We start from the raw sequence: 12,741 nt of genomic DNA, 5'->3' as shown, positions 1-12,741 counted from the left end.
CACTGCGTGCCAACAACTCACCGGCGAACGGTCGCGGGCCCGATGGCCGCTCCGGTCCATATCGGACTCTCGGTGTTGCGGCGATTGTGCCACGACCGACCGACAAAATCCGGCCTCCGCGACCGAAACTCGGCCGAGTCGTCACCAGATTCCCACCCTTTGGAGCAGGTGAAGGCGGCACCACAAGGGTTTCTGTGTATCCCCTGAGAAAAAGTACCGCCCGGTAATCGCCCTACTGGCCGCCCTGCTGCGGCCTCGCGGCGCCCAGCAGGCTCGTCAGCCGGATGTCCGGGGTCACCACGTCCGGATCCGTCCTGATGTCGATCACACACGGCCGTTGCCGCACCAGCGCGCTCGCGATGATCGGTTCCAGTTCCTCGCGGTCGTCCACGGTGTACCCGGCGGCGCCGAGTCCTCGTGCCCACGACGCGAAGTCGGTGATGGGAACTGTAACCCCCGAGAGCCGTCCGTGCTTGCGCGCCTGGTGCACGGCGAGCGGGCCGTGCAGGCCGTTCTGGAACACCAGGACGGTCACCGGCACCCGGTAACGGACGGCCGTCTCGATCTCCTGCCCGGTCATCAGCGCGCCGCCGTCGCCCGCCATCGCGATCACCGTCCGGCGTGGCTCGGCGAGTTTCGCCGCGACCGCCGCGGGGACCGCGTAGCCCATGGCAGCGTTGCTCGGGCCGAGCTGGCTGCGCGGCGCGGTGAAGCACCAGTAGCGGTGCATGAACTGGGCGAAGTTGCCCGCGTCGCTGGTCACGATCGCGTCTTCGGGCGCGAGTTTGCGCACCGCGCGGATGACGTCGGCGGGATGGACGCGGGTGGCGCCGCTGGTGTCGGGCGGCGTCATGAAGGTGTGCACGGCGGCGTTCGCGGCCGACGCGCGGCGTGTCCGCGGCGAGGCGACGGTGCGCAGTTCCCGCAGGAACGGCTCGACCTCGGAGTCGACCCGGAAGGTCAGGCCGCCGCGCCGGGCGGGCTCGATCCCGGTGCCGACCAGTACCAGCGTCTGCGACGGCGTCGGGTAGCGGAAGGACTGCGTGGTGACCTCGTCGAGCTGCGTGCCGAGCGCGAGCACTAGGTCGGCGCGCTCCAGCGCGTCGAGCTGCCGCGCGGGGATGCCGATGCCGAGGTGGCCGGCGTAGCGCGCGTGGTTCTCGGGGAAGGCGTCCTGGCGGCGGAACGCGTTGTACACCGGGAGCGCGAGTTCGTCGGCGACGGCGATCAGCTCTTCCCGCCCTGCTCGGGCCCGGCCGCCGACGATGACCACCGGGTACCGGGCCTCGTCGACCAGCTGCGCGACCGCCTCGGCGGTCCGGCCGAGCGCGCCGGTGGCGGGCGGCTTCACGGCGGCGACCGGCTTGGCCGAGTCGAAGGGGACGCCCCAGAAGTCGGCGGGGACGGCGACGACGGTGGGCCCGGGCCGCCCTTCGCGGCAGCGGGTCAGCGCCTCGACCAGCAGGCCGGGGACCTCGTCCGGGGACTCCGCGCGGCCAAGCCACTTGACGAGGGGCTCGAACATCGCCGTCAGGTCCGCGGTGGGCAGTTCGCTGGTCGGGCCGGGGCTGGACGGCGGGTTCTCCAGCAGGACGACCATCGGGCTCTCGTCCTGGTACGCCGTGGAGACGCCGATCGCGAGGTTCGCCGCGCTCGGGCCGCGGCCGGCGAGCAGGACGGCCGGGTGCTCGGTGAGCTTGCCTTCGGCCTCGGCCATGAAGGCCGCGCCGGAATCGTGCCTCGCCGAAACGAAGGTGATCGACCGCTCGCGTTGCAGCGCGTCGAGCAGATCCAGGAAGGACTCACCGGCCACCGCGTACACGCGGTGGATCTGCGCCTCGGTCAGGATCCGCACGGCCGTCTGGGCGACGGACGCTCCCGGTTGGTATCTAATGAGTACGAGCTTAGGCGGGCGGTGATCGGTGCCGTCAAGCGATCTTTCGATTCCGGCAACCCCGGGGCGGCAGAATGTCCGATATCGGAGCGTGTTCGAGCAAGGGAGCACGAAAACGTGACCTCAGCCACCGCTGGACGTGAAACAGTTTTCACTTACGGCGCACCGGCCTTGAAATACGGTGCCGGGTCGAGCGATGAGATCGGCTACGACCTCACCCAGTACGGCGCCCGGCGGGTGCTCGTACTGACCGACGCGGGTGTCGCCGCGACGGGCTGGCCACAACGGATCGCCGAAGGCATCGAGACCTACGGCATCGAAGCGGTCGTCTTCGACGGCGTGCACGTCGAGCCGACCGACGTCAGCATGCGGAAGGCCGTCGACTTCGCCAGAGGACAGGGCCAGTGGGACGCCTTCGTCGCCGTCGGCGGCGGATCGGCCATCGACACCGCGAAGGCGGTGAACCTGTTGACCAGCAACGACGGTGACCTGCTGGACTACGTCAACGCGCCGGTCGGCGGCGGCCGTGCGCCGAGCGCGCCGCTGAAACCGCTGGTCGCGGTGCCGACCACCACCGGGACCGGTTCGGAGAGCACCACCGTCTGCGTGCTGGACGTGTTGTCACTGCGGGTGAAGAGCGGCATCAGCCATCTCCGGCTGCGGCCGAGTCTCGCGGTCGTCGACCCGAGGTTGACGGTTTCCCAGCCGCCGGAGGTCACCGCCGCGAGCGGGATGGACATCCTTTGCCACGCCGCGGAAAGCTACACGGCCAAGCCGTACACCGAGTTCGACCGCAAACGCCCGGAGGACCGGGTTCCTTACTGTGGCGCGAATCCACTGGCCGACATGTTCGCCGAGCAGTCGTTGCGGCTGCTGTCGTGGGCGCTGCCCGCGGCCGTGCGGGACGGCTCGGACACGAAGGCGCGCGAGGCGATGGCACTCGCGGCGACCTTCGCCGGACTCGGGTTCGGCAACGCGGGCGTGCACATCCCGCACGCCAACGCGTATCCGATCGCCGGGCAGGTCCGGGAATTCCATCCCGGCGGCTATCCGGGTGACGAACCGATGGTGCCGCACGGGATGGCGGTGTCTTTGACCGCACCCGCGGCGTTCCGCTTCACCTTCGACGCCGCGCCGGACCGGCACCTGCGGGTGGCCCGGCTGCTCGCGCCGGACTACGAATGGCCGGGCGATCTGCAAGATCACCTGCCCGCCGTGCTGCGGCAGATCATGCAAGAGATCGGGATTCCCAACGGGATCGGCGACGTCGGCTACACCGAGTCCGATGTGGACTCCCTGGTTTCCGGCACGGTGAAACAACAACGACTGCTGGCGACGGCGCCGCGCGAGGCGTCCGAAGAGGACCTCGCCGGGATCCTGCGGGATTCGGTGACGCTGTGGTGAACGCCGAGTACCCGCACTGGCAGACGATTCCGTTGCGGTGGAAGGACAACGACGTCTACGGGCACGTCAACAACGTCGTCCACTATTCGGTGATGGACACCGTGATCAACACGTGGCTGATCGAACGCGGCGGGCTCGACATCGAAACCGGCGGGGTCATCGGGCTGTGCGTGGAATCGCAGTGCAAGTACCACGCTTCGGTGTCCTTCCCGGGAGAACTCGAGGTCGGCCTGCGGGTGGGGCATCTCGGCCGGTCGAGTGTCCGCTACGAGGTCGGGATGTACTCGAAGGAGACGGTGATCGCGGAGGGGCATTTCGTGCACGTCTTCGTCGATCGCGAGTCCCGGCGCCCGGTCGCCGTCGACGGCCTACTCAGGAGCGCGCTGGAAGAACTGCGCACTGGGCTGGGGTAACCGCGGCGACCACGCGTGCATGAGCTGGGCGTAGCGCGTGGACCGGTCCATGAGTTCGAGATGGGTGCCGAGGGCGGTTTCCTTGCCGTCCATCACCAGGACCCGGTCCGCGCGCAGCGCCGACGTCAGCCGGTGCGCGATCACCACCAGCACCCCGCCCCGCTCGGCGAACGCCCGTTCCGCGCGGGCTTCGGCGGGCGGGTCGAGGTGCGACGTCGCCTCGTCGAGGACGACGATGCCCGCGTCGCTCGCGTACACCCGCGCGAGCGCGATCAGCTGCGCCTCACCGGCGGACAGCGTCCCGTGCCCGATCTCGCCGTCGAGCCCGCCCAGCCGCTTCACCAGCGGTTCCGCGCCGACGGCCGCCACCGCCGCCCGCAGTTCGCCGTCCATCGCGGCCTGCGCGAACAGGCCGACATTGTCCCGCACGGATCCCGCGAAGACGTAGGCCTCCTGCGGGATCAGCGCGACCATCCGGTGCCGCAGCGCCGCCGGGATCTCCCGGACCGGGACCCCGCCGAGCAGCACCCGGCCCGCCTGCGGTTCGAGCATCCCGGTCAGGAGCCCGGCCAGTGTCGACTTGCCGATTCCGCTCGGTCCCACCACCGCGAGCCGCTCGCCGGGCCGCAGATGCAGGTCGAGACCCCGCACCACCGGTTCCGCCGCCGCGCCCCAGCTGAAGGTCAGGTCGCGCACGTAGATCGCGGTCCCGTCCGGTTCGGCCGTGCCGTCGGCCTCCGGCTCGGCCTCCGCGGTCTCCGCCAGCCGCCGCAGCGCGACGATCAGCCGCAGCACCACGGTGCTCGCGGTCGCGGCAAGGCCCTGCAGCGCCGGCTGCATCGTCGTCGCCAGGTAGACGAGCGCGCCGAGCGCGGCCCCGGCCGTGAGCGAGCCGTCCTTGACCATGCCCGGCGCCACCAGCAACGCCAGCAGCAGCGGCACGAACGCGCCGATCGCGATCACCACCGACCGGGCCGCCCCGGACCGCGCCACCCGCACGGCGGCCTTCGCCTGTGTGTCGAGGGCGTCGTAGAGCTCAAGCGCGGCAAGGGGTTCCGCGCCGCAGGCGACGACATCGCGCATACCGGACAGCGACGCGCCCGCGACCTCGGCGGTCCGCTCGTCGGCCAGCGCGAGCGCGCGCTGACGGCGGGCCAGTGACGGCAGCAGGCAGGCGAACACGAGGACCGCGACCACCACCGGGATCGCGACGATCAGCGCGAGCGAACCGGCGACGGTGAACAACCCGGCCAGCGCCGCCACCGTCGTCACGATCATCCCGCGCGCCTGCACCAGGAGCCCGGCCGTGGCGTCTCGGACCACTTCGACGTGCTGGGTGATGCGGGCGACGCCGCTGGCGTCCGGCTGGTTCCGCGGTGGCGCCGGATCGCGCAGGACCCCGCGGACGACGGCGGTCACCAGCGCGTCGCGCAGCGGCTCGACGACCTTGCCGAGCTGATGCCACACCAGCCGTGAACCGAGGGCGCCGATCACCGCGACCAGGCCGAAGATCGCGAGCCAACGCAGTCCGGTGCCTGGCCGATCCGCGGCAAACCCCTCGTCAACCGCGAGTTCGACCAGGCGACCGGACAAGAACGCGGGTGCGCTCTCCAGTACGGAGCAGGCCAGCAGGACCAGCCCGCCTCTCCACTGCCCGGCCAGCGCCGAACGGTAGAGACCCCAGACGCTCACTGCGCGCCCTCGGTGAAAACTGCCTGGTAAGCCGGGTCCCGCCACAGCTCGGCGTGCGTGCCGACCGCGCGGACCCGGCCGTCTTCCAGCCACACCACCGCGTCCGCCCGCGAGGCGGTGGCCGCGCGATGCGTCACCACCACCCGCGTCCGGCCGGGCAGCGTGCGTTCGATCGCTTCCTCGACGGCGGCCTCGGTGACCGTGTCGAGGCTGGCGGTGGCGTCGTCGAGGATGAGCACCCGCGGCGCGTGCGCGATCGCGCGCGCCAGCCCGATGCGCTGCGCCTCCCCGCCGGAAAGCGGCGTCTCCGAAAGCGGCGTCCGGTATCCGTTCGGCAGCCGGACGATCAGGTCGTCGACCTGCGCGGACTGACAGGCACCGCGCACGGCGGCCTCACCGGCCCACGAGCCGTACCCCACGGCGTCGCCGATGGTCGCGCCGAGCAGCGCGGGACGTTCGAAGGCGAACCCGACGACCGCGCGGAGCTCGTAGGGCCGCAGCTTCTCCAGCGGACGGCCGTCGAGCACCGCCATCCCCTCGTCCGGGGTCACCAGCCCGCCGAGGACGTTGACCAGTACGGACTTCCCGGCGCCGGAGCGCCCGACGACCGCGGTGAACCGGCCACCCCGCACGAGCAGGTCGACGTCCCGCAGCGCGCCCTCGACGGTGACGCCGCGCAGTTCGAGCGTGCCCCGTCCGGGGACGACGCCCAGGGCACCCGGTTCGGGGACCGGCGATTCGCGTACCGCGTTGATCCGCTCCGCGCACGACCGCGCACGGGAAAGTGTGGTGAGCAAAGGAATCTGGGTGATCAGGCCCATGCCGAGCGCGACGTAGCCGAGCGCCGCGAGGACCTGTCCGACGGACAGCCTGCCTTCCATTACGCCGAAACCGGCGGCGGCCAGCACCGCGAGTTCCGCCGCGGGCAGCAGCAGGCCCGAGCGCCACACCATCCTGGCCTGCGTCCGCCACATCCCCCGGCCGGCGAGACTCAGTTTCGGCAGTGGCCGCAGCACGCGTTCGGCCTCGCGGTCGGCGGTGCCCGACGCGGCGATCGTGCGGAGCCCGGCGACGGCGTCGATCATCCTCGCCGCCAGTTCGCCGGAGACCTCTTGATAGGTCAGGACGTCGTCGGCGGTGTTCTTCAGATGCGTGCGCGCCAGCATCAGCCCGAACGGGATGCTGGCGAGGAAGACGAGCGCGAGCCGCCAGTCCATCAGCGCGAGCAGGACGACGGCTCCGCCGGAGATCAGGGTGGTCGACCCGAGCTGGACGACGACCGAGGCGACCATTCCGGCACCGGTGCAGTCACTGGTGAGCCTGCTGATCGCGTCGCCGTCGGCGAAGGCCGAGCGGGTGCCGAGCGCGAGATAGCGATCGGTGAGTTCGCGGCGCAGCCACGCGGTCGCGTAGGCCGTCATCCGCGCGGTCAGGATCCCGCCGATCAGGCCGACCGCGATCTCGGTGACACCGAGGACGATCAGCCAGGAGACCTCGGGAAGGCTGGGGCGTCCGGCCACCACGGCGTCGACCGCCGCGGCCAGTGCGCCGGGCAGGAGCAGTCCCGCCGCGGTCCCGGCGAGCGCACAGAAGATCAGCGCGATCAGGCGGGGACGATCGAGCGCGGTCACCGTGACCAGCAGCCGATCGGCGGACCCCGCCATTCCACTCCTCAATCCGTGATCCCATCGAGACGAACCGGAAGGCAAAATGAAAAGCGCGGGAGCGGCGCACTTGGCCTGTGCCGCTCCCGCACCTTCAGTGATCAGCTAGCGATGTGCCGGAGATCAGTGGCAGGTCAGCAGGCTGATGGTGCTGTTGTTGCAGGAAGCGAGCAGGCTCAGGTTGCTGCCCCCGCCGCCGCCGCCGTGGCCACCTTCGAGAACCTCGGGGGCTTCCAGGGCCTGCAGGTCGAGAACCAGTTCCATGGTGTTCCCTTTCATCGGTTACTTATTTCCGCCGGCCGTCAGTGGCCGGTGGTCCTGGGGGACAGGAAAGGCAGCACGGCCTTCCCGTCGAGGGTCGCGGCGAGGGCGAGGAGCACGCCCGCGCCGCCGGTGACGACGTCCATCGACAGCCGGAGCAGCTGGTTGCCGGGGAACGCCAGGCCGCCCTTGTACGGCATCGCGTACCAGGCCAGCCGGGAAAGATGCAGGTCGATGGTGTCGAGGACGCGCTGTTCCGGTTCGGCACCCATCGAGAGCGCGGTCATCAGCCCGCATCGGCCGAAGAAGAGACCGGGGTGGATGACGAACTCGCCACGGCAAGCTTCGCGAAGGCCGGACAGGCTCTTCAACGAGTTCGCGTCCGGGCGGTACTTCGCCAGCTCTTCGGCGACCATGAGGATCCCCGCGCCGCCGACACCCACGTAGGGCAACGTCCTGGACTCGCCGTCGCGGACCTGCAAGGAGCCGTCGTCGGACTCGGCGCACTCCTCGATGTCCCTCTCCAGCGCCTGGTCGGCGAAGGACAGCCAGCCCTCTTCACGGGTGCGCTCGAACAGCCGGACGAAGAGCAGCGCCGGCCCGGACCAGCCGTTGAGCAGGCCTGCCCTGGCGAATTTGCCGGGCGGGGCGGCGGTCTCGAGCGCCTCGGCGAGGCGGACCGCGGTGGCGAGCGCCTGCCTGCCGAACTCGTTGTCCTTGCGGGCCACCGCGAAGTGCAGCTGAGTGAGCCCGATGCCGGACAGGCCGCCTTCGAGGCTGTGGTCGGTGGTCTGCTCGACCAGCGTCGCCGACGATGCCAGCAGCTTGGTCGCCTCGTCGCGGTACCCGAGCTCTTCGAGGACGTACGCGATTCCGTACGAGCCGTCGTAGAACCCCGGGCGATCCGGCGGATCGCGGCGGATCGAGTCCAGCAGCCAGCGTTCGTGATCGGGATACCGCTCCCCGCCGACGGCGTTCAGGGCGTGGAGGACACCGGCCGCGCCGTACCCGAAGCAGGCTCCGCCGACGCGGAACTGCTCGATGTCGCCGGGGAAGAGCCGGTCGGTGCGCTCGGGGCTCGCGGAGGCGAGGATCCCCTCGGTGATCTGCTTGCGGACCAGTGCCCAATCGGGCTTTTCCTGGTCGAGCTCGGTCGACGCGCTGAGCGGCGGAAGGTCGCGCGGCGCGAGCTCGGCGACGATCGAGTCGGCGTAGCCCTCCGGAACGTCGAACCGCCGCTGGACGAAGTCCGCGAGCCCCCGCAGCTTCGCCGGGGCGAGTTCGAGGAGCGTGGTGAGCGGCAGGAAGATCCACAGCTTCAGCACGGCGATCGCGTAGTCGTCGATCTCGAACCCGTTCCGGTCCCGCGGGGCGCGGAACCCGGGTGCGCCGAGCGCCGGCCGTTTGCCGCTGTCGGCGTCCGTGGCCATCTCGAAGTCGATCAGCCCGATCTTGTCGTCGTCGCCGTCGACCAGGATGTTCATCGAGTGCAGATCGCCGAAGACGATCCTCCGGTCGTGCACCTCGTCGACCATCCGCGCCACGCGGTCGACCAGCGCCAAGGCTCGTTCGGTGTAGGCGACGATGTCGTCCTCGGTGCAGTCCCGCCGGGTGAGCGGGTAGTTGCGGGCGAGCCAGCTGCCGAGGGAGACACCCGGCATGTACTCCATGGCGAGGAAGTGGTGCTCCCAAACGGTGAACCGGTCGTAGGTCGCGGGGATGCCCTGGATGCCCTTCAGCCGCTCCAGCACCTCGTGCTCCCAGCGGAGACGGTCGACGGCGTCGATCTCGTCGCGGTCGAGGCCGGCGAACGGCCTGGCCTCCTTGAGGACCACCTCTTCGCCGTCGTCCTTCCGGTCGGCGAGGTACACCCCACCGCCGTTGGAGAAGTGCAGTGAACTCTTCACCTGATAGGGGAATCGATCCGCGCCGCCACCCTTGCGAGCTGCGAGATGAGGCGCGAGGAACTCCGGAATCGTCACCCAGTCAGGTACGGAGAAGGTCGGCTCGCGCTTGTCCGGGACCAGCGTTCCGTCCGGTTTGCGCACCGCCAGGACACGTTTTCCGTCGAGTTCGACCCATTGCTCGGCGAATCCGCCGTAGCGGACGTAGAGCGGCCCGGCACCATACCGGAGATCACTGAGAATGTACGCACCGGGCTCACCGTCGAGCTTCGCGGACAACTCGACGAGAACGCGCTCGAGCTCGTTGTTGTCAGCTGGATAAAGAGTCAGTAACTTGCCGCTTCCGTCGCGCGGGGCATATTTGGAATTTCGGGCGAGCAGAGTGCTCCGCGAGCGCAGGTGCTTGTACGACAGATTGTGCTCAAGACAATGCTCGTGCACCTTCACGAGCACCCGCTCAGCGTTGCCCAGACCTGCGGACACGTGGATTTTCCAGCCCTGCAAGGGAAGGTTTCGAGCAAGAGGGTGCATCATGCGCCACACTCCGCGCACCCCGGTCCGCCAGCCCGACTCGGGAGCGGGCAACAGGGAGGCGAAATCGTCGGCGGCGTCCCCGGTTTCCCGCTGCTCATCGAAGAACAGGGGATCGGCGAAGCAATACGCTTCGTACCGGACGTCCATCGAGCGCCCCCTCCTTCGCACCAATCGGATGGGCCATGTGCACCATCGCGATGGGGAATATTCCACCCGCCGGACCGCAAACGGCCAATCCGCCATACCGGGGGTTCGGATGGGCTGTTCAGGGACGTGAATTCGAAACCTACCGAATGGTAGGGGTACCCAGCGTGAGATCAACAGGGATTTCAACCACCCGGTCGGTGTGTAACAGGAACGTACGTGCGACGTAATCCCTGGTCCCGGCACCGATCACAATAATGCGCGGCCGAATTGGCCGAACGCCAATCAAACGCGCTTCGTGATCTATTCACCCAAGGTCTGGACCACTGGTCGCTACCGTGGCCTCCGCCACGCACCCCACCGGTCGCCCGTCGGGCGCGACCCGTCCGGAGGTACGTTGTCGCCGGTGGAGCGGGTAAGGAGGCGGGCGTGATCACAGGCTTCGCGGTGACCGTCGCGATTTGCGCGACGTTGGTCGCGGTGTGGAGTTTCGTGCAGTCCGCGCGCAGGAAACTGCCGGACAACCCGCTGCTCGCCGGCCTCGCCGTCGTCGAACTCCTCCTGGTGGCCCAGCTCGTCATCGGCGTCGTGCTGCTGATCGACGGCGGCCGCCCCGGCAGCATGGCCACCTATCTCGCCTACCTGATCGGCTCCCTGGTCGTACTCCCGCTCGGGACGTTCTGGGCACTGGCCGAGCGCACGCGGTCGAGCACCGCGATCCTCGGGATCGCCTGCCTCGCCATCCCGGTGATGGTGCTCCGGCTGCACGAGGTGTGGGCGGGCGCGAGTGCCTGAAGAAACCGAGGAGAACACGGTGGACACCGCTACCGACACCCGTACGGACAAGGCCTCCGGCCCGGGACGCGTCCTGGTGGCCGTCTACGCGATCTTCGCACTGGCGGCGACGTCACGCGCCGCCGTGCAGATCAGCACCAAGTTCGGCGAGGCCCCGCTGGCCTACGCCCTCTCCGCCTTCGCGGCCGTCGTCTACCTCCTGGCCACCGTCGCCCTGGCCCGCCGCGGCGCGGGATGGTGGCGGATCGCGCTGATCGCCTGCGGGATCGAACTGCTCGGCGTGCTGACCGTCGGGACGTTCAGTCTTTTCGACCGCGAGGCCTTCCCGCACGCGACCGTGTGGTCGGTGTACGGACAGGGCTATCTGTTCATCCCGCTGGTGCTGCCGGTGGTCGGGCTGTTCTGGCTGCGGCGGACAAAGCCCTAGCTTCCGCTTCGCGATCGATGCCCCCAATGCCACATTGGGGACACTCAGCGTCCCCAATGCCACATTGGGAACATCGGCCGCTGAGAGACCCGCCGTCCTTACCACTCACGAGGTGGGTCACTTCTCGAAGCAGCCCTTCTCGTTGATCGGACCGAACGACGGCAGGACGAGCCCGCACAGGTAGCCGTCGATCCAGTGCCCGTTGCCCGCGACGTTGGTGAGCACGCGGATCGCCGGAGCGAACGCCGCGATGCCCTTGGCCAGCGAGTCCTGGTTGCGCTGGAGCATCGACGTCAGCCTGTCGAGTTGCTCGAGAACCGGCCCTAGTTGCCCGTCGTTGTCGGCGATGATGCCGTCGAGCGCGGTCGCGAGCCGTTTCGATCCGTCGAGCAGGTCCTTGATCGCCTGCTGCCGGGTGGAAATCGCGCGCAGCAGCGTGTTGCCGTCCTGGATCAGCCGCTGGGCCTCGGTGTCGCGGTCGACGAGGGTCTGCGAGACCTGCCGCGTGTTCGCCACCAGCGTCCGGAGCTGCCGATCGCGGGAGGCGATGGTGCCGGACAGCTTCGAAATCCCGTCGAGTGCGGCGCGGACGTCGGCGGGCGTGTCGGCGAAAGTGGCCGAGATGGCGTCGAAACTCTTGGCGAGCTGGTCGACATCGATGGCGTCGACGGTTTTCGACAAATCCCGAAACGCTTCAAGGACGTCGTACGGCGCGGTGGTTCGCCGCAGCGGAATCGGGTCGCCGGGATCGAGAACGGCTTCACCGCGCGGATCGAGCGCAAGGTACTTCTGCCCCAGGACGTTCTTGATCCGGATGGACGCGCTCGTGGCGTCGCCGAGCCACGCGTCCTTCACCCGGAACGAGACGTGCACACGATCGCCTTCGAGGTCGATCTCGGACACTTTGCCGACCTTCACCCCGGCGACCCGGACGTCGTTATCCTCGTGCAGCCCGCCCGCGTCGGAGAACTCGGCCGAATAAGTGGTGCCGCCGCCGATCACCGGCAGGGCGTCGGCGTTGAGCGCCGCCGCCATTCCGAGCGTCATCGTGGTGAGTCCCGCGAGCGCCATCTTGACCGGATCCACCGCGCCGAAGGACCTCATCGTCTCACCTCGCAGGTCACAAGCGGGAGAGCCTAGGGGCCGCCCCGCCCGATGGCCAGGCGAAACGTTGCACCGATCGGGTGGCGTCGTCTGTCCATTGTGGACATATCAGCGCCAGAGATCTCCAGCGGTCCCCCGCGCGACATGCTCCTCGTAAACCTCGACCTTCCTGCTGATCAGCTCCAGGCAGTCGGCCAGTTCGGCGATCCGGGCGCGGACGGTGTTCTGATGCTCCCGCAGCAGGTCCAGCCGCTTCTCCTCGTTACCCGGCCCCTGCCGGACGAGCTCGGCGAACTCGCGGATCGTGGCGAGCGGCATCCCGGACGCCCGGAACTTCGTGCAGTTCAGGATCCATTCGACGTCGTGCTCGGTGTACACGCGGTGGCCGTTCGCGTCCCGTTTCACCGGCCCCGCGAGCAGCCCTTCCTTCTCGTAGAAGCGAAGCGCGTGCACGCTGAGGCCCGTCCGGTCGGTGACCTTGCCGATCGCGAGTTCCGTCACGTGG

Annotated in this window: 11 protein-coding genes; 4 read left to right on the top strand and 7 right to left on the bottom strand. The window is 69.3% G+C overall.

What is annotated here, in order from left to right:
* Nucleotides 1–232: 232 nt before the first annotated feature.
* Nucleotides 233–1,894, bottom strand: a complete 1,662-nt coding sequence (locus ACLJRM_RS25205; protein WP_255414876.1) for a thiamine pyrophosphate-binding protein — start codon at nt 1,892–1,894, stop codon at nt 233–235.
* 117 nt (nt 1,895–2,011) lie between these two features.
* Between ACLJRM_RS25205 and ACLJRM_RS25200 the strand changes: the two genes are divergently transcribed.
* Together ACLJRM_RS25200 and ACLJRM_RS25195 are read left to right on the top strand one after the other, a co-directional pair.
* Entirely contained in the window at nt 2,012–3,298 is a 1,287-nt protein-coding gene (locus ACLJRM_RS25200; RefSeq protein ID WP_410664454.1) for a hydroxyacid-oxoacid transhydrogenase, read from the top strand.
* Nucleotides 3,292–3,711 carry an acyl-CoA thioesterase gene (locus ACLJRM_RS25195; RefSeq protein ID WP_410664453.1) on the top strand — a complete coding sequence of 140 codons (420 nt, stop codon included), beginning with the start codon at nt 3,292–3,294 and terminating at the stop codon, nt 3,709–3,711. Before ACLJRM_RS25200 ends, ACLJRM_RS25195 begins: the two co-directional genes overlap by 7 nt.
* Here ACLJRM_RS25195 and ACLJRM_RS25190 read toward each other — a convergent pair.
* From ACLJRM_RS25190 to lanKC, 4 genes are all read right to left on the bottom strand, one after another.
* Nucleotides 3,667–5,403, bottom strand: a complete 1,737-nt coding sequence (locus tag ACLJRM_RS25190; RefSeq protein WP_410664452.1) for an ABC transporter ATP-binding protein — start codon at nt 5,401–5,403, stop codon at nt 3,667–3,669. The two genes, ACLJRM_RS25195 and ACLJRM_RS25190, sit on opposite strands and share 45 nt — an antisense overlap.
* On the bottom strand, nt 5,400–7,067 hold the full coding sequence (locus tag ACLJRM_RS25185) for an ABC transporter ATP-binding protein (protein WP_101611920.1): 1,668 nt from the start codon (nt 7,065–7,067) through the stop codon (nt 5,400–5,402). The genes ACLJRM_RS25190 and ACLJRM_RS25185 overlap by 4 nt, the downstream gene beginning before the upstream one ends.
* Before the next feature lie 123 nt (nt 7,068–7,190).
* Nucleotides 7,191–7,331: a SapB/AmfS family lanthipeptide gene (locus ACLJRM_RS25180; protein ID WP_101613675.1), complete on the bottom strand. Its 141-nt coding sequence runs from the start codon at nt 7,329–7,331 to the stop codon at nt 7,191–7,193.
* A gap of 38 nt (nt 7,332–7,369) precedes the next feature.
* On the bottom strand, nt 7,370–9,913 hold the full coding sequence (gene lanKC / locus ACLJRM_RS25175) for a class III lanthionine synthetase LanKC (RefSeq protein WP_410664451.1): 2,544 nt from the start codon (nt 9,911–9,913) through the stop codon (nt 7,370–7,372).
* Nucleotides 9,914–10,339: 426 nt separating this feature from the next.
* On the opposite strand from lanKC, the gene ACLJRM_RS25170 reads away from it, so the two are divergent.
* Entirely contained in the window at nt 10,340–10,705 is a 366-nt protein-coding gene (locus tag ACLJRM_RS25170; protein WP_101611918.1) for a hypothetical protein, read from the top strand.
* 19 nt (nt 10,706–10,724) lie between these two features.
* Nucleotides 10,725–11,132, top strand: a complete 408-nt coding sequence (locus ACLJRM_RS25165) for a hypothetical protein (RefSeq protein WP_410664450.1) — start codon at nt 10,725–10,727, stop codon at nt 11,130–11,132.
* A gap of 117 nt (nt 11,133–11,249) precedes the next feature.
* Here the strand turns inward: ACLJRM_RS25165 and ACLJRM_RS25160 are convergent, their stop codons facing one another.
* Together ACLJRM_RS25160 and ACLJRM_RS25155 are read right to left on the bottom strand one after the other, a co-directional pair.
* Nucleotides 11,250–12,236 carry an MCE family protein gene (locus ACLJRM_RS25160; RefSeq protein ID WP_410601859.1) on the bottom strand — a complete coding sequence of 329 codons (987 nt, stop codon included), beginning with the start codon at nt 12,234–12,236 and terminating at the stop codon, nt 11,250–11,252.
* 108 nt (nt 12,237–12,344) lie between these two features.
* On the bottom strand, nt 12,345–12,737 hold the full coding sequence (locus ACLJRM_RS25155; protein WP_410664449.1) for a MerR family transcriptional regulator: 393 nt from the start codon (nt 12,735–12,737) through the stop codon (nt 12,345–12,347).
* Nucleotides 12,738–12,741 lie beyond the last annotated feature (4 nt).

The sequence above is a fragment of the Amycolatopsis sp. lyj-84 genome (assembly GCF_046549075.1).
GTDB lineage: Bacteria > Actinomycetota > Actinomycetes > Mycobacteriales > Pseudonocardiaceae > Amycolatopsis.
The sequence above is the reverse complement of the archived record's forward strand: the minus strand, read 5'-3'. Positions and strand labels throughout refer to the sequence as shown.

Bases quoted from the DNA above. Each gene is read 5' to 3' on its own strand.
- ACLJRM_RS25185 (WP_101611920.1), bottom strand. From the start codon at position 7,067: ATGGCGGGGTCCGCCGATCGGCTGCTGGTCACGGTGACCGCGCTCGAT.
- ACLJRM_RS25180 (WP_101613675.1), bottom strand. From the start codon at position 7,331: ATGGAACTGGTTCTCGACCTGCAGGCCCTGGAAGCCCCCGAGGTTCTC.
- lanKC (WP_410664451.1), bottom strand. From the start codon at position 9,913: ATGGACGTCCGGTACGAAGCGTATTGCTTCGCCGATCCCCTGTTCTTC.
- ACLJRM_RS25160 (WP_410601859.1), bottom strand. From the start codon at position 12,236: ATGAGGTCCTTCGGCGCGGTGGATCCGGTCAAGATGGCGCTCGCGGGA.